At 37.6% G+C, this 24,845-nt stretch carries 18 protein-coding genes and 2 CRISPR repeat arrays; of the genes, 1 reads left to right on the forward strand and 17 read right to left on the reverse strand.

From position 1 onward, the window contains the following. Positions 1 to 265: 265 nt before the first annotated feature. The 15 genes from dnaK to gpr form a co-directional block, all read right to left on the reverse strand. Positions 266 to 2,110: a molecular chaperone DnaK gene (gene dnaK, locus V4T18_RS04560; protein WP_332646977.1), complete on the reverse strand. Its 1,845-nt coding sequence runs from the start codon at positions 2,108 to 2,110 to the stop codon at positions 266 to 268. Between the two features lie 46 nt (positions 2,111 to 2,156). Further along, a complete protein-coding gene (gene grpE / locus V4T18_RS04565; protein ID WP_332646979.1) occupies positions 2,157 to 2,711 on the reverse strand; it encodes a nucleotide exchange factor GrpE in 555 nt (184 codons plus the stop codon). Positions 2,712 to 2,729: 18 nt separating this feature from the next. Further along, positions 2,730 to 3,755 carry a heat-inducible transcriptional repressor HrcA gene (gene hrcA / locus V4T18_RS04570; RefSeq protein ID WP_332646981.1) on the reverse strand — a complete coding sequence of 342 codons (1,026 nt, stop codon included), beginning with the start codon at positions 3,753 to 3,755 and terminating at the stop codon, positions 2,730 to 2,732. A gap of 89 nt (positions 3,756 to 3,844) precedes the next feature. Beyond that, positions 3,845 to 4,990: a radical SAM family heme chaperone HemW gene (gene hemW / locus V4T18_RS04575; protein ID WP_332646982.1), complete on the reverse strand. Its 1,146-nt coding sequence runs from the start codon at positions 4,988 to 4,990 to the stop codon at positions 3,845 to 3,847. Between the two features lie 226 nt (positions 4,991 to 5,216). Beyond that, positions 5,217 to 8,566: a CRISPR direct-repeat array (repeat unit 29 nt; unit sequence CTTTAAATCCCACTACGTTCAGATAAAAC). A 152-nt stretch (positions 8,567 to 8,718) separates the two neighbouring features. Next, entirely contained in the window at positions 8,719 to 8,982 is a 264-nt protein-coding gene (cas2, locus tag V4T18_RS04580) for a CRISPR-associated endonuclease Cas2 (RefSeq protein WP_332646984.1), read from the reverse strand. A 1-nt stretch (position 8,983) separates the two neighbouring features. Beyond that, on the reverse strand, positions 8,984 to 9,979 hold the full coding sequence (gene cas1b / locus V4T18_RS04585) for a type I-B CRISPR-associated endonuclease Cas1b (RefSeq protein ID WP_332646986.1): 996 nt from the start codon (positions 9,977 to 9,979) through the stop codon (positions 8,984 to 8,986). After that, positions 9,957 to 10,472, reverse strand: coding sequence for a CRISPR-associated protein Cas4 (cas4, locus tag V4T18_RS04590; protein ID WP_332646988.1), 516 nt, complete (start codon positions 10,470 to 10,472; stop codon positions 9,957 to 9,959). The genes cas1b and cas4 overlap by 23 nt, the downstream gene beginning before the upstream one ends. Positions 10,473 to 10,487: 15 nt before the next feature. Then, positions 10,488 to 12,782: a CRISPR-associated helicase Cas3' gene (gene cas3, locus V4T18_RS04595; RefSeq protein ID WP_332646989.1), complete on the reverse strand. Its 2,295-nt coding sequence runs from the start codon at positions 12,780 to 12,782 to the stop codon at positions 10,488 to 10,490. 9 nt (positions 12,783 to 12,791) lie between these two features. Beyond that, positions 12,792 to 13,505 carry a type I-B CRISPR-associated protein Cas5b gene (gene cas5b / locus V4T18_RS04600; protein WP_332646990.1) on the reverse strand — a complete coding sequence of 238 codons (714 nt, stop codon included), beginning with the start codon at positions 13,503 to 13,505 and terminating at the stop codon, positions 12,792 to 12,794. Beyond that, on the reverse strand, positions 13,483 to 14,385 hold the full coding sequence (cas7i, locus tag V4T18_RS04605; protein ID WP_332646992.1) for a type I-B CRISPR-associated protein Cas7/Cst2/DevR: 903 nt from the start codon (positions 14,383 to 14,385) through the stop codon (positions 13,483 to 13,485). Before cas7i ends, cas5b begins: the two co-directional genes overlap by 23 nt. Positions 14,386 to 14,397: 12 nt before the next feature. Further along, complete coding sequence (locus V4T18_RS04610) at positions 14,398 to 16,167, reverse strand: hypothetical protein (RefSeq protein ID WP_332646994.1); 1,770 nt, start codon at positions 16,165 to 16,167, stop codon at positions 14,398 to 14,400. After that, on the reverse strand, positions 16,145 to 16,876 hold the full coding sequence (gene cas6, locus V4T18_RS04615) for a CRISPR-associated endoribonuclease Cas6 (RefSeq protein WP_332646996.1): 732 nt from the start codon (positions 16,874 to 16,876) through the stop codon (positions 16,145 to 16,147). The genes V4T18_RS04610 and cas6 overlap by 23 nt, the downstream gene beginning before the upstream one ends. A gap of 283 nt (positions 16,877 to 17,159) precedes the next feature. Beyond that, a CRISPR array of direct repeats spans positions 17,160 to 17,578; the repeat unit is 29 nt; unit sequence CTTTAAATCCCACAATGTTCAGATAAAAC. A 969-nt stretch (positions 17,579 to 18,547) separates the two neighbouring features. After that, the gene (gene lepA, locus V4T18_RS04620; RefSeq protein ID WP_332646997.1) at positions 18,548 to 20,374 is read right to left on the reverse strand and encodes a translation elongation factor 4; all 1,827 of its coding nucleotides are present in this window, start codon (positions 20,372 to 20,374) and stop codon (positions 18,548 to 18,550) included. Positions 20,375 to 20,493: 119 nt separating this feature from the next. After that, positions 20,494 to 21,291 (reverse strand): stage II sporulation protein P, encoded by a 798-nt coding sequence (gene spoIIP / locus V4T18_RS04625; RefSeq protein ID WP_332646999.1) that lies wholly within the window; start codon positions 21,289 to 21,291, stop codon positions 20,494 to 20,496. 50 nt (positions 21,292 to 21,341) lie between these two features. Further along, positions 21,342 to 22,364, reverse strand: coding sequence for a GPR endopeptidase (gpr, locus tag V4T18_RS04630; protein ID WP_332647001.1), 1,023 nt, complete (start codon positions 22,362 to 22,364; stop codon positions 21,342 to 21,344). A gap of 163 nt (positions 22,365 to 22,527) precedes the next feature. Here gpr and rpsT point away from each other — a divergent pair, with 163 nt between their 5' ends. Continuing rightward, positions 22,528 to 22,776 carry a 30S ribosomal protein S20 gene (rpsT, locus tag V4T18_RS04635; RefSeq protein ID WP_332647003.1) on the forward strand — a complete coding sequence of 83 codons (249 nt, stop codon included), beginning with the start codon at positions 22,528 to 22,530 and terminating at the stop codon, positions 22,774 to 22,776. 193 nt (positions 22,777 to 22,969) lie between these two features. Here the strand turns inward: rpsT and V4T18_RS04640 are convergent, their stop codons facing one another. Further along, on the reverse strand, positions 22,970 to 24,526 hold the full coding sequence (locus V4T18_RS04640; protein WP_332647005.1) for a class I adenylate-forming enzyme family protein: 1,557 nt from the start codon (positions 24,524 to 24,526) through the stop codon (positions 22,970 to 22,972). 88 nt (positions 24,527 to 24,614) lie between these two features. Next, on the reverse strand, positions 24,615 to 24,845 hold a 231-nt coding region (locus tag V4T18_RS04645), incomplete at its 5' end, for a hypothetical protein (protein ID WP_332647007.1).

Genomic DNA, 24,845 nt, shown 5'->3' on the forward strand with positions numbered 1-24,845 from the left:
CTCGTCGCAAGGTGCTCCTGTCGCTGCGCTTTCGTCGCAAATAAATTTCCTGCGGGGTCTCATCACTCCGCTTTCCCGCAGGAGTCGCCGCCTTTCACTACAATCAACGAAATATACTATATGATACGGTTTTGGTTCAAGAAATAACGATACTCAAATTATGTCGATCCTTTTACGCATATCCTGTAACAGTGAAAAAGTCAAAGTCCGATTTCCGGCTTTGACTTTTTCACCTTGCCGAAGCACATCGCTCAGCTATTGTATATTATTTGTCGTCTTTTACTTCTTCAAAGTCTGCATCTACAATGCCGTCGTCTTTTTTGCCAGCGTCTGCTGCGCCGTCGAAGCCTTCTGCACCGCCAGCTGCTTGTGCTGCTGCTGCCGCTTGCTCGTATACTTTCATTACAAGTGGTTGTAGGATGCCTTCTAATTTTTCTTTTGCCGCTTTGATGCCTTCTAGCTCGCCTTTTTCTAGAGCAGCTTTTAGCTCATCACGTGCATCTTCAACAGATTTTTTCTCTTCTTCAGAGATTTGCTCACCAAGGTCAGTAACTGTTTTGTCAACTTGGAATACTAATTGGTCCGCTTCATTGCGAAGATCTGCTTCTTCTTTACGTTGTGCATCTGCTTCAGCATTTGCTTCCGCGTCTTTTACCATACGCTCGATTTCTTCGTCTGATAAACCAGAATCAGATTGAATTACGATTGTTTGCTCTTTGTTTGTACCAAGGTCTTTTGCTTTTACAGATACAATACCGTTTTTGTCGATATCGAATGTTACTTCGATTTGTGGCACTCCACGTGGTGCTGGTGGAATATCTGATAATTGGAAGCGACCAAGCGTTTTGTTGTCCGCTGCCATTGAACGCTCACCTTGTAGTACGTGAATGTCTACTGCTGGTTGGTTATCCGCTGCAGTTGAGAATACTTGAGATTTAGACGTTGGAATTGTCGTGTTACGGTCGATTAACTTCGTGAACACGCCACCCATTGTTTCGATACCAAGTGATAATGGTGTTACGTCAAGAAGAACGATATCTTTTACGTCACCTGTTAATACGCCACCTTGAACAGCAGCACCCATTGCTACTACTTCGTCAGGGTTTACACCTTTGTGTGGCTCATGACCTGTTGCATTTTTGATTGCTTCTACTACTGCAGGAATACGAGTAGAACCACCTACTAGGATAACTTTATCTAATTCAGAAGAGGACAGACCTGCATCTGATAGAGCTTGACGAGTAGGCACGATTGTACGCTCTACAAGATCACGCGTTAAGTCATCGAATTTCGCACGAGATAGAGACACCTCTAAGTGAAGTGGACCTTCAGCACCTGCTGTGATGAATGGTAAAGAAATTTGTGTATTTGTTACACCTGATAAGTCTTTTTTCGCTTTTTCAGCTGCATCTTTAAGGCGTTGCATAGCCATTTTGTCTTTAGATAAGTCGATACCGTTTTCTTTGCGGAATTCTTCAACTAAGAAATCAATGATTTTTTGGTCAAAGTCGTCTCCACCAAGCTTGTTGTCACCTGCAGTTGCAAGTACTTCGAATACGCCGTCACCTAATTCAAGGATTGACACGTCGAATGTACCACCACCAAGGTCGAACACTAGGATTTTTTGATCTACATCTTGTTTGTCTAAGCCGTATGCAAGTGCAGCTGCAGTTGGCTCGTTAATGATACGCTCAACTTCTAAGCCAGCGATTTTACCAGCATCTTTAGTTGCTTGACGCTGCGCATCGTTGAAGTAAGCAGGAACTGTAATAACTGCTTTTGTTACTGCTTCACCAAGATATTCTTCAGCATAGCCTTTTAAGTATTGAAGAATCATTGCTGATACTTCCTGTGGTGTATATTCTTTATCTTCTGCTTTTACTTTTTCAGCAGTTCCCATTAGTGATTTAACAGAAATGATTGTGTTTGGATTTGTTACTGCTTGGCGCTTTGCAACCTCACCCACTTGTTTTTCACCGTTTTTGAATGCTACGACAGATGGAGTCGTACGGTTACCCTCTGGATTTGGGATTACTTTTGGCTCGCCGCCTTCTAATACAGAAACACAAGAGTTTGTTGTACCTAAGTCAATACCGATAATTTTGCTCATAATTATTTTCCTCCTAATAGTTACACACAATTTGTGGTAGTAGTGATTATTCGTTTACTGAAACCATTGCTGGACGTAATACGCGATCTTTTAATAGATAGCCTTTTTGAAGCTCACGAAGCACTATTCCAGCTTCTTTTTCGCTGTCCTGCTCTTGCATCACTGCTTGGTGTACATTCGGATCGAACGCTACTCCTTCAGCTGCGATTGCCTCTAAGCCTTCACGATTTGCCGCATCAACGAATTGGCGATAAACCATTTCAACACCTTTATATAATGAAGTTGCCTCTTCAGAAGTTACTTCTACTTGCAGTGCACGCTCAAGGTTATCAAGCACTGGTAGTAAATCCGTTAATAAGCTTTGTGCACGGAATTTCTCTGCTGCTTCGCGGTCAAGCTTTTGACGACGTAGCATATTGTCATAATCTGCACGTAAGCGTAGGTAACGATTTTCCTCCTCGGCTAGCTTTTGTTCTAGCTCCTGGATTTTCTGTTCCTTTTCATCTAGCACAACTTCTTCTACTACTTCTGTTGCTTCTGTTGCTTCAACTAGGTTTTCTACTGTTTCATTCGTTTCTTTACTTTCTGTCGAATTAGACACTCGTAATCCTCCTTATAGCTAATCATTCCGCTGTGATAGCGCATTTGTTAAACCCCGGCTCATAATGTCTAAAATGGTCACAACGCGCTGGTAATCCATACGTGTCGGGCCAATAATCGCAATTGAGCCATGCTGTTCTTCACCGACTAAAAACGAGGCGGTAATGACACTACAATTTTCCATCGCTAAATGGTTATTTTCCGAGCCGATACGAATTTGGATGCCTGTATTATTAGGCTTGAACAAGGATTGCAATTGACTTTCCTTTTCCATTAATTCCATCAGCATGCGGACTTTATTTAAATCGTGGAACTCTGGCTGGTTCAACATATTTGTTTTACCACCGTAATAAATCTTTCCTTCATTTTGCCCAGAAGAAATGCCGATTAAGGATTGAATCACATCATCAGCTGTTCGGACGTGCTGCTTTAGTACAGCAAGCGCCTCTACCTCTAGTTTTCGATGGAGATCATGCAACGAAACGCCGATTAAGCGCTCATTTAAAATGTTCACCATTTTCTCAATATCGGAAGGACTAAACGCTGGCGGTAAGGTTAACAATCTGTTTTCAACATGACCATTGTCCGTCACGATTATTGCAACTGCACTTTGCTCCGAAAGCGGAACAATTTGGAACCTTTTTACCTTATGCTTTTGCACATCTGGTCCAAGTAAAATCGTCGTATATGTCGTAAGCTCCGACAAAATATTTGCTGACTCCCGTATCAATTGCTCTGCTTCAACGATTTGAGTCTTAAACATCGAATGAATTTGAGTTACTTCGTCAGCTGACATGATTTGAGGCTGCAACAAATGGTCCACATAAAATCGATAGCCTTTTTCTGAAGGAACTCGTCCAGATGAGGTGTGTGTTTTCTCTAGAAAACCTAATTCCTCTAGATCCGCCATTTCATTACGAATGGTCGCTGGACTGAACGTAATCCAATCCTTCTTGGAAATTTGGCGTGAACCAACTGGCTGGGCAGACGTCACAAAATCATCAACGATAACTTGTAGTATTTGTAACTGCCGATTTGTTAACATGTCCATCACCTCTGTTAGCACTCATCATTAGGGAGTGCTAATACTATTATTAAATTAACAAATCCCTTTTTATCTGTCAACGGAATCGCTCAATGTTCTAATAAAAATTGTTGAAAAACTTCATTTCCGACAAATCGACCCTTTCTCGTTAACCGAACACCCGTTGAATCCGCTTGTATTAGCCCGTCCCGTTCAAGCTTTGAGATGACTTCTCCGTAGTGGTTTTCTAATGGTTCACCGAATTTTTGAAGGAAGGTTTCGCTAGGCACACCTTCTACTTTACGTAAGCCTAAAAACATTTGCTCCTCCAATTTTTCTTCCATAGATACTTTATGCTCACTAACGATTGGTCGTATACCTTCTGCTACGGCTTCAATGTATTTTTTAATCGGACCATGGTTCGAATAGCGCACTCCGTCCAAGTAGCCATGTGCCCCTGCACCAAAGCCTGCATACTCATCATTGTCCCAATAAATTTTATTATGTGTAGAAAGGAAGCCAGGCTTTGCAAAATTACTTATTTCATATTGCTGCAGGCCATGCTCCTCCATTCTCTTCATTAAAACGTCGTACATATCCGCCTCTAAATCCTCTGTCGGAAGAGCGAGCTTGCCCTTCGCATACTGGATGTAAAAAATCGTCTTCGGCTCCACGATTAACGAATAAGCCGAGTAATGAGGTAAATCTAACGAGAGCGCCTTTTCCAGCGTTTCCGTCCACTGCTCCATCGTTTGCCCTGGCAGACCGTACATCAGATCAATGCTAATATTCTCAAACCCAACTTTTTTAGCAAGAGCAATCGTTTCATACACATGCTCATTTGAATGGGTACGGCCAATTTTATGAAGCAAGCCCGGGTCGAACGACTGCACACCCATACTTAAACGATTCACACCGCCTCGAAAAAGCGCCTGCAGCTTATCCTCAGACAATTCATCAGGATTAGCCTCTGATGTAAATTCTGTCACATTTCCCATCGGAATATGCGCATGAATATGTTCCATTAAACGATCAATTTGAGGAGCAGACAACGCTGTCGGTGTCCCGCCACCAAGAAAAACCGTTTCTATTTGAGCAAACGCATCCGGCATCGCCGCCACCGTCAGCGCCATCTCCTGCCCGAGCGCCTCGATATACTCATCGACCGGCTGATTTTTAAAGAACACTTTATTAAAATCACAATAATTACAAATTTGATGACAAAAAGGGATATGAATATAAACTCCTCGCGCCACAAAATCACTTCCCTTTTACTAATGTAGAATTTTCATTTGGATTCATTCTTCTCTATTGTACTGATTATTGGGGGAAAAACAATTTTGGGGTTGTGGGGGGGATTTTTTTGGTGTAGATGTTGTATTTTAAGAAGTATCAAAATGTTGATAGTATGGAAACACAAATTCGAACTACGTTCAGATAAAACTATCGAGCTAGATTTAGATAACAAACTATTCGTGTTTACTTTAAATCCCACTACGTTTAGATAAAACACACTTGTAATTGCTGCAGGAAAGTACAGCATACCGAACTTTAAATCCCACTACGTTCAGATAAAACCCGACAGCAACAGCGGCTGTAGCTAACCCTGCAACCTTTAAATCCTACTACGTTCAGATAAAACCAGAAGATGGTCGCTGGCTGCTTAACATGTCTGGACACTTTAAATCCCACTACGTTCAGATAAAACTCAAACATGAGAGAAACAAGGGCGTATCAAAAAAATCCTTTAAATCCCACTACGTTCAGATAAAACGACCGGAGCACCTACGAAATGGAACAGCAATTCTTCACTTTAAATCCCACTACGTTCAGATAAAACTGAGCTATCCAATATGCTAGATGTAAACATTATACCTTTAAATCCCACTACGTTCAGATAAAACCTGTAGATTTAACGCAACCTAATCCATCATATATAACTTTAAATCCCACTACGTTCAGATAAAACAATGCCCCACTCACATATTATATATTTATGAATTATCTTTAAATCCCACTACGTTCAGATAAAACCAAATCTTTAGCTACTTTTTTTGCAGTAATTGTCAACTTTAAATCCCACTACGTTCAGATAAAACATATTTCTCGAATGTCTCCACACACCAATCTATTACCTTTAAATCCCACTACGTTCAGATAAAACAATCAATTTCTTCCCTTACAATTCGAACGGGAAAAACTTTAAATCCCACTACGTTCAGATAAAACGAGTCTGTCTGGGACGTTGATCCAGTAGAAGCGTGTGCCTTTAAATCCCACTACGTTCAGATAAAACATTGACAACTCATTCGATATTCGATCCGTTGTGGAACTTTAAATCCCACTACGTTCAGATAAAACGAGGAGTTATACCATAAGCCGTACATCGATAAATTGGCTTTAAATCCCACTACGTTCAGATAAAACGTGCTATTGACTATGGGGGGTTAGTTTCCATTGATCTTTAAATCCCACTACGTTCAGATAAAACAGATAGCAAACTATGCTGAATTAGGGAACGACTTCAACTTTAAATCCCACTACGTTCAGATAAAACAGTGTTAGATGTTGACGTTACGGGTGATGCCATTCCTTTAAATCCCACTACGTTCAGATAAAACCATATCCACCAATTAATTCTGTAGCAGTAACTAGCGTCTTTAAATCCCACTACGTTCAGATAAAACAAAAGCTATTACAACAGTTCAAGTAGCCACATGGACCTTTAAATCCCACTACGTTCAGATAAAACATTGTTGAAAATTTAAAAGCGCAGCAAGAAGGGAACTTTAAATCCCACTACGTTCAGATAAAACGTAATGTTCGCGGTGGTCCACTGGACGATTTAAAAGCTTTAAATCCCACTACGTTCAGATAAAACTTATTCCCTGTACCTTCGGAGCCGCCTTTGTTGGAACTTTAAATCCCACTACGTTCAGATAAAACGTCGATGAATTACGAGCTCAAAAGGTAGCAGTTGAATCCTTTAAATCCCACTACGTTCAGATAAAACGAGTTGTGGGTGTTTAGTGAGAGAAAAAATAGCAACTTTAAATCCCACTACGTTCAGATAAAACTTGTACGTAAATAAACAGTATCTATATTCACTTCTATCTTTAAATCCCACTACGTTCAGATAAAACAACAATTCAGCAGAATCTAATTCAAAATATGATTCCTTTAAATCCCACTACGTTCAGATAAAACAACTAACAGTCAAAAAATAAAAGTGTATTCAAGCGACTTTAAATCCCACTACGTTCAGATAAAACGGAAATGCTTATTGAATTAATAAAAGCGCTCTATACTTTAAATCCCACTACGTTCAGATAAAACAAAAGTGAACAACGAAACTCCATATCCTATAACAAACTTTAAATCCCACTACGTTCAGATAAAACACGCAGCTGTAAGACCAGTAGAGCGCTTCTATAGTGCTTTAAATCCCACTACGTTCAGATAAAACGCACACGCTCGTGAAGATGTACCAGCACTTGTTGCAGCTTTAAATCCCACTACGTTCAGATAAAACCACAATTCCGTTCATTGGAAGATGTTAAAAAAATTCTTTAAATCCCACTACGTTCAGATAAAACTTTTCTCCAAGATGAACCGCTTCCAATTTGTTTTTCTTTAAATCCCACTACGTTCAGATAAAACTGTCTTGTGTCAATAATCACCCCTGTAGTATTGGAATCTTTAAATCCCACTACGTTCAGATAAAACATGAAGACGAAGTGGAATGTGACGAAGTTGAGTTAACTTTAAATCCCACTACGTTCAGATAAAACAGCGAAATTTGCTTTTTTTTGCGATGCACATCGGTCTTTAAATCCCACTACGTTCAGATAAAACTTATGAAGAAGCACCGAAAACCGCGCGTGTTGAAACTTTAAATCCCACTACGTTCAGATAAAACGCTGAAATTAGGGATGAAATCGAACAAAAGTATTTCTTTAAATCCCACTACGTTCAGATAAAACACGAAGCTGAACAATGATTTCTGGTGTATATTCATTCTTTAAATCCCACTACGTTCAGATAAAACTTCGTAATATTAAAGCCCCCTGGATCATCTCTAAACTTTAAATCCCACTACGTTCAGATAAAACCCAAATCTTTAGCTACTTTTTTTGCAGTAATTTGCAACTTTAAATCCCACTACGTTCAGATAAAACCAAAATTTCATTTGTTGTTGTATCCATACGCATATTGCTTTAAATCCCACTACGTTCAGATAAAACTTTTTCTGCCCAAGAGATATCTACCCCTTATAAAGCTTTAAATCCCACTACGTTCAGATAAAACCAAAACTTTCTTGTCCTTTTATATCGAGAGTGCCATCCTTTAAATCCCACTACGTTCAGATAAAACACGATTTTCACGCACCTCTTTTACTTTCAATCCAACTTTAAATCCCACTACGTTCAGATAAAACTGGCAGCACTCGCACAATTTGAAAGAGAGATGATCCCTTTAAATCCCACTACGTTCAGATAAAACGTTTGTGTTCGTGATAATACGTGCAAAGCGCTTGTGCTATCTTTAAATCCCACTACGTTCAGATAAAACTCAAATGCAATTTCTAAAGCAAGATTGAAGCGTTCCTTTAAATCCCACTACGTTCAGATAAAACAACGATGAGGTAGCTTTTCCTCTACATCAATCAGACCTTTAAATCCCACTACGTTCAGATAAAACGCGTACAACTTTGCCGATACGATCCGCAACACCGAAAACTTTAAATCCCACTACGTTCAGATAAAACGGGTTATGAACACCTTACATTCGATGAAATTTCTGCTTTAAATCCCACTACGTTCAGATAAAACCCTGCACTCAAATACTGATATAACAACATTTATAACATCCTTATTGCAGCAGATGTCCAGTCGTGTAAAATGTTAATTTACAAAAAGTTTTAAAAACGTTGATACATCAATATTTTTCTAGCTTATCACAACAATTACCAGAATGCACCAACTCAGAAGAATAAGTCGAAATCACCTTTTTCATGCCCTACGAATTCTTTTTTCAAATGTTTTGGATTGGCAACAATATAATAATAAATGCTATCCTCACTTGTATCTAAAATTCGCTCCACCTCTTGGCGACATTTCATAAATTGTGTTTTAGTTATCTCTCCCTCAAATACGGAGTTTTGTGTCCATGTAAGATGCTCTTTTAACTTTTTACACACTTTTGAAACACGTTTGACATTTACATCATATGTAATAATTACATACATACTACCACCACGCTTTCAATGGCTCGTATTTTGTATCATTAATTACGTGTTTGATTAATTTGTAACACTCTAAACGAATTAAATTACGATAGGAAACATTGCGGTTTAGCTTTCGATGTCGGACCGTTGTTTTAAATTTTTCATCAAATTCTGCAATAACAATTTTACGCCCTTCTTCATTTAAATACACCATGCCTTCATGATCTTCAAAGTGTTGAGATTTAATTTGCTTCTTATTTACTAGCGCTAATAATAAGGCATCGACAAATAAAGGCTTAAAAATTTCAGCAATATCTAGGCATAACGAAAATCTCCTTTGAGATGGTTCATGAAGATAACTGACAGTCGGATTCAATTGTGTTTTATATACCTCCCCAAGAACTGCCGTATACATCATTGTATTTCCAAATGAAATTAAAGCATTAAAGGGATCTCTTGGTGGCCTTTTATTTCTCTCTTCGAAGCAAAACTCCTCAGGAATCATTTCATTCAATGCCCGGTAATAGTTTTGCCGAATCATTCCTTCAGTCCCCATTACTTGCTGGACTGTTGTTGCTTGCTCAATATCTTTATAAAGTTTTTGAATTTCCTTAACATATTCAGACTGCACATTTTTCTTTTTGCGACAAAGACGAATCATATGAAAAGTACTTGCAGATACAAAAGCCTTCGCTAATTCTAAACGTTTTTCCTTATGCAAGTAATGCTCGCTCTGCTTCACTGTGACAAAACCTGAAATTTTTTGCTCTCTTGGATAAAAGCTGCCGGTATAAAAACCGTAGTAATTATAAAAATGAAGCGCTACTTCTCTTTGCCCCATAAAATTTAAAAATGATGTATTTAAATCTATTTCTCCGAACAAATGAATATTTTCAATTTGCTCAACTGGAACAGCCCGCTTTTTTCCTTCCTCATTGACAATATAAATAGTGTTATCCTTCCGCTGAACCCGTCCATTGGAAAACATAAACAAATCACGTTGCATCTTCTTCACCATCCTCTATCGAAAAGCAAAAATCATAGTATGCACAACTTTTACAGTAGCTTAGCTTTTTTAATTTTGGGGCATATTCCTGATCGATAATTTTATATACTTCCGCAATCGTCTTTTTTATCATCGTCTCTTTTTCTTCGTCTAAAGTGACTTCAATTACTTTTTTCTCTTTTGTATATGCAATTTTCCCACGCTTCTCTATTCCACGCTTTTTTAACAAATAAAGATAATATAATAGCTGCAATTCATCTACTTTTTGCATTTTACTAGATAGTTTTGTTTCTTGAATGTAGTCGCTATCTAGTACATCAATTTTGGCATACTCATCAACCATTAGCTCTTTATCTTTTCTTTTATAAGAGTTTTCATGTAATAATGTCCCCTCTATTACACGCTCATGCTCTGTTTCAAATGAAATCTGTTTACTATATAGCCATAACTTTCTTTTACATACGGCGTAATATTGAATATGAAGACCACCAATCTTTTCAGCCAACTCTATTCACCCCCGTTAGAAAAATCGGCTTTCAATACTATCACATATATACTCCATTCCTCTTTCTTCTTCATAATTAATCGGAGCATAATAGATATGCTGAAACACTCTTTCATCCAATAGATTAATTTTAAAACCATTTTCCTTAGCTCTTATTTTTAATGTGAATTTGTTCACTGATACGGTTAGTTGCTCTATCTGCATTTTAATTTTTTTACGTTCTTGTTCGTTATTTTTAGGTGTTTTATAGTATAGCTGTCTTAATCCTTCAGCTTCTTGATATAATTTATCGCTGGGAATAAGTTGGACACTCTGAATATTACGTAAAATCTGCTGGGCATCAGTAGATTTTTTATTAAACGGTGTCATAAAATCTAATTCTTCTAACGCTTTGTCGAATTGCTCTAAATATTTTGTTCCGCACAAACTTTCTCTTCTAAAGACGTTCTCTACAATATCTAGCTTATTTTGTTCACTCATTAATTCTCCATCATAATTTTTCAACAACATTAATCCGTTATTTACAATCTCTTCCTCATAAACATATCCAACTCCCGAGGCCTCTTCTGTATAAATAAATACATTCGGATCCGTTGGTACAATTGTAGAATCTTTATATCTTTTTCCTTTTCGATTGCAACGGCCAAAACGTTGGAATAATGAATCTGGTGTAGCCACTTCTGTGAATAAGTAATCAAAATCAACATCTAATGAAGCTTCTACAACTTGTGTTGTTACCCAAATTCCAGAAAAATTATTGTTTAGTTGTGCAAACTTTTTAATTCGTTGCTCTTTTTTCTGGCGGTCTTTTGTAATAAATTGAGAATGTAACAAGGTAACATCTTCTGTTTCTTCGCTTAATAAATCATATAGCTGCATCGACTGTTTGATGGTGTTCACAACCACTAACACTTTCTTCTGCTGTCCATATTCTAGAATGGTCTCTACTGCATTTAAGATTGAATCCTCTACTACATGTATGCGATGACGACGTGGTATCTCACAGTTTTCTGCTGTATCATCTGGAAGCAATATTGTTTTTTCGATTGCTTGTTCTTTTAATAAACCGCGCTTTTGCAGTGCTTCTTTAAATATCGCTGGTAGTGTAGCCGTCATAATCATCCACTTTCCACCTAGCGTTGTAATCATCTCTAACCCCTTTATCAAAATCGCAACAATATGGGGATTGTATGCTTGAATCTCATCAATGACTACTTTTGAATAAGCTAGTGTCGCTAGTTCACGTTCAAACCCCTGATATAAAAGCGGAAACTTAAAAATTTGATCAATTGTGGAAAGTGTTAATTTATACGATAGTAATGCGGCTTTTTTTACGGATTCAGCATGCAAACCAAATGTCGCTTCATCTGCTTCCATCGTTCCTACTAAATAATCCAAAGCACCAGAATGCAAAAGTCCTGTAGATTCAAATCCGATTCCCTCTTCTTTTTGGATACGGTTGTACATATCATTGATACTAACGCGCAAAGGAAGTGTAATAAATCCTTTACTATCTCCAATCCAAAATAATGCCGCTTCTGTTTTTCCACTTCCGGTTTGTGCAACAAGAAGAATGTTTATATCTTGATTCTCAAATGCAAATTGCTGCAACTCTCTTTTTTCTTTGTAGCCCATTTTTTCAAAATAGCTTTCTGTCGCAATACCTACAGAAGCTTCTACTCCTTGCTCAATAAAATCGGCGATGTTATCTTCTTTTCTTTTAGCAGATGCAGCATAATCCGCTCGATGAAGGAGACCTTTTAGGAGGATATAAAGATTTTTTTTATCTTCCCCTTTCCATAAGTTAGCTCTTTTTTCTAAAATGTCTAAATAAAGTTCATTAAACTCTAAATTAAAATCTAAAATCTCCTTGAAATCATATTTTATTTTTTCTTTATATGGTAAGATTTGACGGTTAAAAATTTCTTTTACCTTTTCTTTACTTGGTTGAGTTGTTCTTTCATGGTGAAATGCAATAGAATAACACATGCACTCTAAGGCATCTAAATCATATTTATTTTCTAGTTCTTCAAATGGCACCATTGCAACAGACAAATAATTATGCGGATAATTTTCTGTTTTACAATCTTTTATTTCCTCAATTACTTTTTTTATTGAGTTTTGAAATCCCGTACTATACTTTCCTATATCATGATATAAAGCTGCAAGGCGCAACAATTCCCACTCTTTTTCTTTAAAAAAAGAGAGATGTTTACCATAAGCATGATAAAGCATCTCTACAGCGACTAAAACATCATTTGTATGTTCTAGGATAGAAAGTATGTCAGGTTTTGACTTGGCATAATACATAAGCTCCACCTAACCTTTAATTAAAAATATTGGATATTCCCCATCTGTTAAAATTTTAGATATAAATTTTTGATTTTGTTGAACTAGCGCTACAGAAGAATAATCCCATACCCTTCTACCATTAATAATTGTATATTTTTTCGGCATTCTATAATAAGCAACTAGATTATTTTCTCCTTTAAATTCACGAAGTTCTTGGGCATCATATTCAGGAACATATATATCATAACTTGTATGTTGAGTTAGTTTATCTTTTGTCACTTCAACTAAGGTCACTTCATCAATTCGCACTAAATCTTCCCATCGGCCAAGACTTAATGTTACATCTGGGTTAGTTAACTTGTCATATAGTTGTTGCAGAATCTCTGGTTGTGCATCCACATGAAAAACATGTTCAACATGAAACAGTAAATGTTGGTACATCGGCATCGATGTTACATGTTCCGGCTCTAACTCCACACCCAGCCCATCAATAATAAAAGGAATTTGCGCTTCTTTTTTCTTATACATATATTTTTTCTGATAATCGATCAGCATTGTTTCAAATTTCCCTTGAATTGAAATATCTAGAGGAATATATTTATCCGCTTCTAAAAGTGCATGTAATAACCCCTTTATTGTAGAAAATGGGACCAAGGGATATGTTTCTCCAACTTTAAAGGCAAACGGCTTCTGATAACATGCTGTTTCTTGAAAGATTTTAAACCGTAGCAATTGCTTCATATGCTACACCATAATGTTCAGCTACTTGCTGAATAAGCGTATTGAAAGTCTGTTCGATTGATGCTGTATTCACAAATGCTTCTCGAATCTCTGCTTCATTTTGGAATGTACCTGAAACAAGCCCGACAACCGTCCCATCTTTTACTGTTTCACCAGCCGCTGTTAGCTCCCCAACCTCTACAAGTGGAGATACCAATAAATTTCCTTGCTTTACTTGAATACGCCCTTGATAGAAAGGGTTTGCCATTTTATATACACCACCAATAACAAATAGGGGTGATAAATTTTCTTGGCGACCACGAATATGACGCGAAAACAGCTTCACAATATCTAAAAATTGCTTCACACGCTCAAAACGCTGTTCATTTGAAAGTTCGATAGTATTGTTAATATCAACGCCTACTTTGTCTAAATCCACCGTTATTGTATACGTATATAAACTGACATGATTTTCGATATTTGCTAGATTAGGCATTTCTCCGATACGTTCTGCTAACCCCATATTATTTAAAAAATCCATATCTCCTGTATACGGCTCCAATGCGATACCATGACTTAAACGAACAACAGCAGGACGCTTTAAAGATTTTTTACCTGTCTTTAAATATCCGAATAAATCCATTTCCACTGAATCTTCAATTGTTGCATCATCATTAAATTGCAGTGTTCCTTTCGCCTTTGAAATCACATCTAAGTTCCACCCGTACCACTCATTCCCTAGGCGGACCATATCATAACGAAGCGACTGACGTGAAGCAAATGTATAGGTGTTACCGTCTGCTCGGTTGAATTTTTTCAACTCCGAAATATTTGAGAATCCCTCCCCATAGTTGAGTGAAGCTGCCTCCATAACAATTGATAAAGTTAATGTTTTCCCCATTTTTTTGCCCCCTTATGATACTGTAGGTGTAGGTTTTTCATTTGTCTTACTATCTTTACTCGGTGTCAAGCCTGCGATAAATGCAAGTGCAATTGTTGCAAACTCCTTGTCAGTTGTTTCAGAGTCAAGTAATTTAGTGAAATTTTTACTCACATTCATATTTGCCAAAACATGTAGTCTTACTGCTGTATCAAAAAACAGTTGGCGATTCCCACCTTTTGCTGCATTTAATAATCTGTACACAATTGTCGCTAACTTTTTCTCATTGGGCGATTGATAGGAACCGTCCTCATTTTCTTTTCTACTGCCAATCAATTTTTGATTTAAACTATAGCCCAGTTTATACATTTGTTCTGTGATCACTGCTTGTCCTCCCTCCATTAAAATACTTTCACGCATACGTAATGCACTATAAATGGAATATGTCGATGATGCGTTTTCATTTAATATCCGATTAAATTCTTTGAAAATTAAATATTTTGAATCTTGATTATCTAAAGCAGCTCTAACTACTGATTCTCTAAACGAAAAAGGTTTAATAGTTGTAACATTCAGTTTATTGGATTCGCTATTTAGTAAAAATGAAACAAACTGCTGATTTAACGGCTTATATTCCAAAATCGTTTTCTTTGCGGTATAGTATGTCTCCCATTCAATTAGCATTGTTGCATTCTTTCTTCGATTCTCAAGTTCTTTCATCTTACTAAATGTATCTTTTAAAGCATCTGTAAATAGAGCATCTCTTTGCAGAGCTTTAAGTAATTGATTATTTAAAGTAAATGTATATTCGCAATTTGTTTCATCATGTAAAAAGCCGAATACCATTTGTTCTTGTCCGTTAATTGGTCGGCGATAACGACTACAGCCTAAAGGGCTTAAAAATAGCATTAAGCGAGCTAATGAGCTAATATGCTGAACAGCACTTGTATCACCATTCCAAGCAGTGTTCGGCATCATTGCTAAACCGAGTGGTACGAAATACATCTCTTCAAACGGAATCGTTCCCCACTGGCCTTCTATTAAACTACATGAAGGAACAGTTGATAAATAATCTACCCATGATAACTTTGATGACTTTTGCGCTTTAACCCAAGCCTTCGCATATTTGGGTGCATTTTCACTCTTCATATGCTCATTTATGCTTGTTTCATTTTGCTCTTCTACAAATTGCTGCAGTGTAAGTTCCCAAACAGCCGTATCAATAAAATCCCGTTTAAATGTTGCTATTTGTTGTTTATACGTTTCGCCATTCTTGGCCACATTTAAAAACGATACTTGTCCTCCAGATGGAGATAGAAGTGTTGGTTTTACCCAGTTTAAGGTCAGCTTCTGATTTACTTCTTCTATAGATAAAATGTCGCAATAGTGCTTAATTTCCTGTTTCAATAAAACCTCATCTTTTTCTTCTAGCGCTGATTTAATATGGATTGTAATAACAGTTAAGTCTTCTACGTAATTAGTAAAATACTTCTTTACTCGATCTGCATAACTTTTCACACGGTCATTAATCCATTTACTATAATTTTTATACTTCTCTTTATCTTCCTTAGCTTTCATAGCGCCTTGAACTAATTTTTCAAGAGCATCTATTTCTTTTTTAGCAATACTATAATTATCCATAAAGTAAGAAAACAACCGTTCAGGTAAAGCCTCAATCCACTCAACAGGAACCTCTAACACATTTGCGCTTGAATGGAGGGGATTTTTTTGCTGATGCCCTATTTTCATCAAGGCTATAGTCCCCATAGACATCATCCAATCATTCACAATAACTCTCGTCATAACACTGAACCACCTCCAATGTACCAAATCCTTGGGATTTTCTATTGGCTAGACCTGTCTGATAAATTAACTGTAAATCTGTCGGATCACCTGATAAAACAAACTCCCCTTTTTGCCCAGTATAATAGAGTGTTTTTCCATCAGCATGACGATTTGACTCTTGAATCACTTGTTTTTTCATATTATATGCTAGTATTTTCAACGGATTTTTCAATGGACGACCAAATTGCGATTCAAACTGCCTATTGCAAACAAAGTTTAATTCATCTTCAAATCGATGATTATCAATTAGTAAAGGTTTGTCCTCTTTATCTTCCAACAGAAGAGTATTTAATGTTTTAAACTTAACAATCGATGTTGTGATTTTTTGTTCTTTTAATAGATCAATTTTAGTGATGTTTAATTCATAGTTGTGAGAGGTAAAATGATGAATTTGCTGAAAGCCGTTAATAAGCGCAACGGAGATGTGAGGGTCTGAAGAAGTGATCGTTAAAGTTGCACCTTCTACATGCAATAAATCTTTTTGATTTTTAAAATTTTTTAAGAATACAGCATAGCTATACTTTTTTGCTTGGTGTAAATTTTCTTTAAAGAGCTCATGATACAGTTCTTCGTCACCTTGACGAATAGCTTCTTTAATTAATGAAAGAAACAACATACGGTATTTGAGAGGCAACACCCTTGTATCAATGTGTATTTTAATCCGCAAAATATCCCTCCTAATTTAATTGTTTTATATTTATCATCTTACAATTCCCACCAATGTTAATCAATAATATATTTTTGATTTTTCAGATAAAATAAACTACAATATTCTAGAATAAATTTTATTTGAACTTTAGGGATTTAAAAAATTTTATTGTTTTTAATGAATTATCTTATCTGAACACGCGGACAAACATAATATTCTCCAAAGCTTTTCAATCTTATTAAATCCCTTTGTGTTCAGATAAAACTCACGTCGCATGGCGGGAATGTTCCGCAAATCGAAACTTTAAATCCCACAATGTTTAGATAAAACAAATACGCCTGATACATACGCCGTTGTTGTTACAACCTTTAAATCCCACAATGTTCAGATAAAACATGATATCATTGTTATTTGCGCAACGAGTAATTTTCTTTAAATCCCACAATGTTCAGATAAAACTACGTGCTTCAACATTTGATATTCTTTGTCAAAGTTCTTTAAATCCCACAATGTTCAGATAAAACCATCAGTTAAATTGCATAGCACTTCTAATTCTCCGTCCTTTAAATCCCACAATGTTCAGATAAAACGTTTCAATAACAATAAAAGACGAGAAGGCCCATTCCTTTAAATCCCACAATGTTCAGATAAAACAAGCACAATCAGCAGTTGAACGTTTACGTGCAGTTAACTTTAAATCCCACAATGTTCAGATAAAACTCCATTATAAAAGCTTGGTAAAACAACATTTATCACATTACATTTGCAGTAGATGTCCGATAGCGTTTTATTTGGATATCTTTTGATGCTTATAAACCTTAGTATATCATGGTTTTTTGAAAGAAGATTTACAATTCCCAGAATGCACCAAAAAAAAAAAAAAAAAAAAAAAAAAAAAAACCACAATGGTTAATGCAAAGTGATATTCATTTAAAGGATAACAGTAATCTCTACCCTCAAAATCTATAAAGATTATTTCTTTAAAATATAATATAAACCGTTATTCACCACTTGTTGTTAGCCTTGTGAGTTTTAAATAAACATCTCATTCCAATCAAAAAACACTACATTTCCACTTAAAATAAACATAAATTAATCAAACCCATTACCAAAATTCACAAAAAGTTACCAGAATCAAATTTCCTTTCCCAGCGGATTTTCAAAGACTATTCGTAGATTTCACATGAAAAACACACAAAACCACACTGTTTTTCATTGGATTGACTCGAATGCACCAACAGCCGATCTATATCTTTTTACTCTACCACCACCAAAATTTATCACCTTTCCAATTTCCACAATAAAAATCCCCCACCCCACCTATTTTTTTAACAGCATATATTAACATCCCCGTTTTCAAAACCCCGAAAAGCTAATTTGGCAGCTTTCATATACGACTTATTTTAATATAAGTGTCAGTTTAGTAGTTTGGTCCTCTTTTGGCACTTATTTATAAATATGTTGTATATCAATCCTGACAAATCGCTAAATCGGCATTTATTTTTCGCTATAATTTTTCGGCGCTGGGCGTTTGCAAGCTCGACCCGAAATATTTCCCTCCCCAAAATGCGCACAAAAAAAAGCAAAGAGCACTGCATCCTCTGCAGAACTCTATGCTTCCAGTTCCCACATACTTTGTGGGCGCTATTTTATATTTGCCTCATCGGCGCCTAAACTCTCTACTAACTCTTACTTCTTTTCATCCATCTTCAGCACGGCCATGAACGCCTCTTGTGGAACTTCTACGGATCCGACTTGCTTCATGCGCTTTTTACCGGCTTTTTGCTTTTCAAGTAATTTACGTTTACGCGAAATGTCACCACCGTAACATTTTGCTAATACGTTTTTACCAATTGATTTAATTGTTGAGCGAGCAATAATTTTTTGACCGATCGCTGCTTGAACTGGTACCTCGAATTGCTGACGAGGAATTAGTTCTTTTAGTTTTTCTACGATGACTTTACCGCGCTCGTATCCGAAGTCACGGTGCACGATAAAGCTTAGTGCATCGACTTGCTCACCGTTTAATAAAATATCCATCTTCACAAGCTTCGATGGCTTGTAGCCGATTAATTCGTAATCTAATGACGCGTAGCCCTTAGTATTTGATTTTAAAACATCAAAGAAATCATACACGATTTCTGCTAATGGAATTTCATAATTGATGCTAACACGTGTTGTATCAATATAATCCATGCCCATGAAATTACCGCGCTTCATTTGGCAAAGCTCCATAACTGCCCCTACATAATCGTTTGGCACCATAATTGTTGCTTTTACGTATGGCTCTTCAATACGATCAATCTTTTGAGGGTCTGGCATCATGGACGGGTTGTCGATTTTAATCGAGCTACCATCTGTCATATGCACCTCGTAAATTACCGATGGCGCTGTTGTAATTAAATCAATATTAAACTCACGCTCTATACGCTCTTGGATAATTTCCATGTGCAGTAAGCCTAAGAATCCACAGCGGAAACCGAAGCCTAGTGCTTGAGACGTTTCTGGCTCGTATTGTAGCGCAGAGTCATTTAACTCTAGCTTTTCTAGCGCTTCACGTAAATCGTTGTATTTCGCTGTATCGATTGGGTACAGACCGCAGTATACCATTGGGTTTAACTTACGGTAACCTGGTAGTGGCTCAGGGGTAGGCTTAATAGCAGAAGTTACTGTATCACCTACACGTGTATCGGCAACGTTTTTAATCGATGCTGTTAAATACCCTACGTCCCCAACTGTTAGCTCTTTTTGTGGCGTCGCTTTCGGATTATGGATACCAACCTCGATAACTTCAAACTCGGCACCTGTTGCCATCATTTTGATTTTATCGCCAGCCTTCACTGTACCGTTCATAATACGAATTGAGATAATAACCCCTTTATACGCATCATAAACAGAGTCGAAAATAAGTGCCTGTAGTGGCTCTTCTGGATCGCCCGTAGGAGCAGGTACTTTTTCTACGATTTGCTCTAAAATGTCTTCAATTCCGATGCCAGCCTTTGCTGACGCAAGTACTGCCTCGGATGCATCTAAACCAATAACATCCTCAACCTCTTGGCGAACGCGCTCTGGATCAGCAGCTGGTAGGTCGATTTTATTGATAACTGGTAAGATTTCTAGGTCGTTATCTAGTGCTAAGTATACGTTTGCTAGTGTTTGCGCCTCGATACCTTGTGCGGCGTCAACAACTAGGATTGCCCCTTCACAGGCTGCTAATGAACGAGAAACCTCATACGTGAAATCGACGTGTCCTGGTGTGTCGATTAAATGAAACGTATACGTCTCGCCGTCCTTCGCATTGTATTTTAATTGCACGGCATTTAATTTAATTGTAATGCCGCGCTCACGTTCTAAATCCATTGAATCTAGTAATTGAGATTTCATTTCGCGTTGTGTAATGGATTTTGTTGATTCTAATATACGGTCAGCTAATGTTGACTTCCCGTGGTCAATATGCGCGATAATAGAGAAATTTCGGATATTCTCTTGTCGTTTTAAACGTTCTTCTCGGTTCATGTATTCGTCCACTCCTATATAAGCTAACTTGAATTATAGCAGTCAACGGACTACTTTAGCAATGTTGGAGTGTAGAAAACATACGGAGATTTCTATTTCACTAAAACATTTTCTCGCTACTAGGCGTCTTGCAATCGCTCGTTTGTAAACATATTTGCAATAGCTTGAGTTAGCACAGCGATTGTTCGCTTAATTTCTTCTTCCGTATTATCAATTCCGCCCATCTCTATAAGAAGCATTTGTGGGGCTAAATCTTGATTGTAAATGCCATCTACGCCGTCGCCCTGCTTTTTAATAATCCCTCTTGAAATGCCTGGTACTAATGCGTTTAACTCCTTACTTAACGCTTCTGCATACGCTAAATTCCATTCATAGGTTGGATGTTCTGCACCGACAACAAAGGCTATTTTCGCATAAGGCGTTTCATTCAATGTGATTGTCGTTGCTTTTTTGGTTAAAGAATCTCGGTGAATATCAAGTATTAAATCGTACTTGTATTGCTCGACTGCCGTTTTTACAAATGGTCGTGCTACTTTGTAAGCCTGATTGAATTTTTTTCCCTGCTTTTCCATCTCAATCATAATGTCAGTGCCCAATGTATGTGTTTTTATTCCTAGAGTTTCAAATTGTTCTTCGAAAAGTCCCTGGAAGGATTGTATATTATGCTGTTTGTTTTGGTTTGCTACCTTCACATTTGCTGTTTGTAAAATAGGTTTATAGGCTTCGTGAGAATGAGTGAAGAAAAGTAGAATTTCTTTGACATCGACAATCGGTGCAGCTGAGGCATGAACAACTTTTTGCTCTACCTGTGGTTTCATGCTAGTCTGTTCATTATTAGGCAAAGGTAATTGTCCAGTAACGATTGGTAATAGGAAAAGCAGTAGGAAAAAAATTAAAACTCGCTTCATATTTTTCATCGTGACATCTCCCCTCCCACTACATTATGGAAGGGGAAATCGGTTTAGAACTATGAAATTGTTTTTATCCATTTGAACAGGCTGTTGCTGATGAGGACGGCATAATGCATAAGCCAAACATCTACTTCCTTCGGGGTAACGATGAGTCTTTCACGGTTTTGAAAAATTTCATCAAATAGCTGTATACGATCATCATTTGACCATGTCGACCATTCGCCAAAAATCGGCCGTACGAGGTCTAAATTAGCTTTGCTTATGTCACGCGGCTGCCATGAGGATACGGACAAACGATTGGACGGCTTATCCTTTTCTTCTATTTTGGCAGCGATTGTACGAAATACCGTCTCTACGGCGTCTGCAAGTAATACAGTGGATTCTACAACGGTTGGGATACCAATCGCTGTCACAGGGACGCCAAGCGCCTCATACGATACTTCAGCGCGTTCATTGCCAACACCAGAGCCAGGGTGGATACCTGTGTCTGTAAGCTGAATCGTGCGGCACAGTCTTGTAGAGGCCCTTGTAGCAAGTGCATCAATAACAATAACGAGCCCAGGCTTTATTTTATCGGCAAGGGCACCGACAAACTCACTTGTTTCAAAGCCTGTTTGCCCCGTCACACCGGGTGCGTACATAATGAATTGTTCATCATAATCCTCCTCGAACTCCTTTTGCATCGCGTCAATGGCGAACGGTCCAATGGCATCTGGTGTAATCGTTTTATTGCCAAGTCCGACAATTAAAATTTTATCCTCCTTTTTTAGCTTTAGCGGCTTATGCAAATCTGTAAAATGTTTAATAAGCGCCTTTTCAAGCTGCTCGAGACCGTCCGTATCTGCTGGAGAGAGCGTTGGGACAGAGAGCGTAATATAGGAGCCTTTCTTTTTTTGGATTTGCTGGGCACCATGCTCATTTACCTTGACACTTGTGACCTTTACTCGCCCTTCGTTCCATTCCTCGATCAAGACACCTGACTTTTCTTCTAACGCCTGCTTTTGTCCTGTCGTTTGATGAGCAACGACCTGCTCTGATTCATCGATTAAGTCGGTTCTATTCCAGTTTATTTTTTCCATACTTTCACCTCGAAAATAGTGTGGTCAAAGTGTCAAGTAAATATTCTTTGCATTTATGTATTGCAATTCTGGCTTGTATTTGATAGAATGATTTTTGTTGTATTGACACATGAAACTAGTGAGAAGATACTCATCTCGTACCTATAATTAGGAGGTGAAAGTTATGCCAAACATTAAATCTGCTATCAAACGCGTGAAAGTTGCTGAAAAAGCAAACGCTGCAAACTCTCAAGCGAAGTCTGCTATGCGTACTACAGTGAAAAAAGCTGAGCAAGCTCTAGCTACTGGTGCTGAAAACGCACAAGAATTAGTAGTTGCTGCTTCTAAAGCTTTAGATAAAGCTGCTTCTAAAGGTCTTATCCATAAAAACGCGGCTTCTCGTAAAAAGTCACGTTTAGCTAAAAAAGCATAATGATGAAACATAGGTCAGCTGTTCCTCGGAGCAGTTGACCTTTTTTCATAGGAGCACATAGCAAGCGCTCAAGCAGTGATTTAGGAAGCATTGATTTCTTTATAAAGAAAGAGTGTAGTGATTGTATTCACTACACCCTAACATTGTTTAAACACCGAATAGAAGCGTGTTTTTTAGCACAATGAATCGCGTCCTATTTTACTTCTACCGCAGCCTCATCTCGCAATGCTCGTTTTAAAATCTTCCCTGACGTATTACGCGGTAATGATGGTATGAACTCTATATATTTCGGCTTTTTATAAGAGGCTAAATGTTGTACACAAAATTCAATGACCTCTTCTTTTGTAAGTGTTTGATTTTCCTTTAATACGATAAAGGCCTTTACACTTTCACCCCATACAGCGTCTGGAACGCCGATAACAGCTGCTTCAAAAATAGCCTCATGACGATATAAAACATTTTCGATTTCAGCTGGATAAATATTTTCACCTGCACTAATGATCATATCTTTTTTACGGTCACGTATATAAATGAAACCTTCCTCATCTGCTGATACTAAGTCCCCACTATGGAACCAACCACCCTCGAAGGCTGCTGCTGTTTCCTCTGGTTTTTTATAATATTCTTTCATAATTGTCGGTCCGCGGTACACAATTTCGCCAATTTCTCCGACCGGTACATCATTCATATTTTCATCAACAATGCGTACCTCTACGTTCACAATAGGTTTCCCAAGAGCTGCTGTTTTTCGCATTGAATCGGCTGGCTTCATGCAAATCGTTACTGGACTCGTTTCGGTTTGGCCAAATGCTTCATAAATACCTTGTACATTAAAATGCTCTATGATTCGCTCCTTCACCTTAAGCGGGCAAGTTTCGGCTCCGGCAATACATGTACGCACAGAGGATAAATCATAATCGTCGATGTTAGGCAGGGACGTCACAAAATTCCACATAGCAGGCACTAAAAATAGGCATGTAATTTTTTCTTGTTGAACAGCTTGCAGTACCTCATTCGGAACGAAATCCTTCTGAATAACAGTTGTTCCTCGTGCTAGGGTGCAAAACACTAATGATGCAAGTGCTGCAGTATGAAAAAGTGGAGCTACGACGAGCTGACTCGTATTGCTATCTAGATCAAATTCTCGAATTAAATTTTGTGAATTCATTACTAGATTTTTATGCGTGAGTACAGCTCCCTTTGGTTTTCCCGTTGTTCCAGATGTATACATTATCATACATGCATCATGATCATGTTGCTGCTCGAGACTATAATCATATCTTTCATCAAACAATTGACTATATAACAGCATTCCTTCAACAGGCTGCTCTGAAGAGACGATAATACTACGTACATTCGGAATTTCGTGGCGGATAGATTGAATAATATCTACATATTCTTGGTCGATAAATAGAATCTCTGTATCTGAATCATTCAGAATATAGAGCACTTCATCGCTTGCTAGTCGGAAATTCAGCGGTACACCGACTCCACCAGATAATGAAATAGCCCACATTAATTCGACAAACTCTACGGAATTTTTAAATATATACGCTACTTTCTGGTCCTTTTTAATCCCTTGCTGCTGTATCCATCCGGCTAACTGTAATGCCTTACGCTCTAGTTGTGCATACGTAAACGCTTGATTTTCAAACTTAAAACATACTTTGTCTGGCACAATATGCGCTGCACTTCTTAAAACGTTACCAAGTAGCAACTCTCTCGACATTTCTAAAGAATTTGTTGTCATAAACTCACTCCTTTAAATTGGTTATAGCAATAGCAAGCTTTATATTTTAATAATACGAAAATTAGAATCTATTTAACGTTACCTTGTTTCAGAATGCTAAATATTCAGAAAACTGTTGATGTGAGACTATCTTTAGCGTGTGTGGTGCGGATAAGGGCTGGTTTTGTTCGGATACGCGCTGCTTTTGTTCGGATACGTCTCTCTTTTGTGCGGATACGACTTCTTTTGTGCGCATAGCTGCTACTTTTGTTCGGATACGTCTTCCTTTTGTGCGGATACACACTTCTTTCGTTCGGATACGTCTCTTTTGTGCGGATAG

Source organism: Lysinibacillus sp. 54212 (assembly GCF_036662795.1).
In the GTDB taxonomy this organism is placed as follows: Bacteria; Bacillota; Bacilli; order Bacillales_A; family Planococcaceae; genus Lysinibacillus_B.

Bases quoted from the DNA above. Each gene is read 5' to 3' on its own strand.
- V4T18_RS04610 (WP_332646994.1), bottom strand. From the start codon at position 16,167: ATGACGAGAGTTATTGTGAATGATTGGATGATGTCTATGGGGACTATA.
- cas2 (WP_332646984.1), bottom strand. From the start codon at position 8,982: ATGTATGTAATTATTACATATGATGTAAATGTCAAACGTGTTTCAAAA.
- dnaK (WP_332646977.1), bottom strand. From the start codon at position 2,110: ATGAGCAAAATTATCGGTATTGACTTAGGTACAACAAACTCTTGTGTT.
- V4T18_RS04640 (WP_332647005.1), bottom strand. From the start codon at position 24,526: ATGACAACAAATTCTTTAGAAATGTCGAGAGAGTTGCTACTTGGTAAC.
- spoIIP (WP_332646999.1), bottom strand. From the start codon at position 21,291: ATGAAAAATATGAAGCGAGTTTTAATTTTTTTCCTACTGCTTTTCCTA.
- cas5b (WP_332646990.1), bottom strand. From the start codon at position 13,505: ATGAAGCAATTGCTACGGTTTAAAATCTTTCAAGAAACAGCATGTTAT.
- cas1b (WP_332646986.1), bottom strand. From the start codon at position 9,979: ATGGTGAAGAAGATGCAACGTGATTTGTTTATGTTTTCCAATGGACGG.
- gpr (WP_332647001.1), bottom strand. From the start codon at position 22,364: ATGGAAAAAATAAACTGGAATAGAACCGACTTAATCGATGAATCAGAG.
- hrcA (WP_332646981.1), bottom strand. From the start codon at position 3,755: ATGTTAACAAATCGGCAGTTACAAATACTACAAGTTATCGTTGATGAT.
- cas7i (WP_332646992.1), bottom strand. From the start codon at position 14,385: ATGGGGAAAACATTAACTTTATCAATTGTTATGGAGGCAGCTTCACTC.
- cas3 (WP_332646989.1), bottom strand. From the start codon at position 12,782: ATGTATTATGCCAAGTCAAAACCTGACATACTTTCTATCCTAGAACAT.
- lepA (WP_332646997.1), bottom strand. From the start codon at position 20,374: ATGAACCGAGAAGAACGTTTAAAACGACAAGAGAATATCCGAAATTTC.
- rpsT (WP_332647003.1), top strand. From the start codon at position 22,528: ATGCCAAACATTAAATCTGCTATCAAACGCGTGAAAGTTGCTGAAAAA.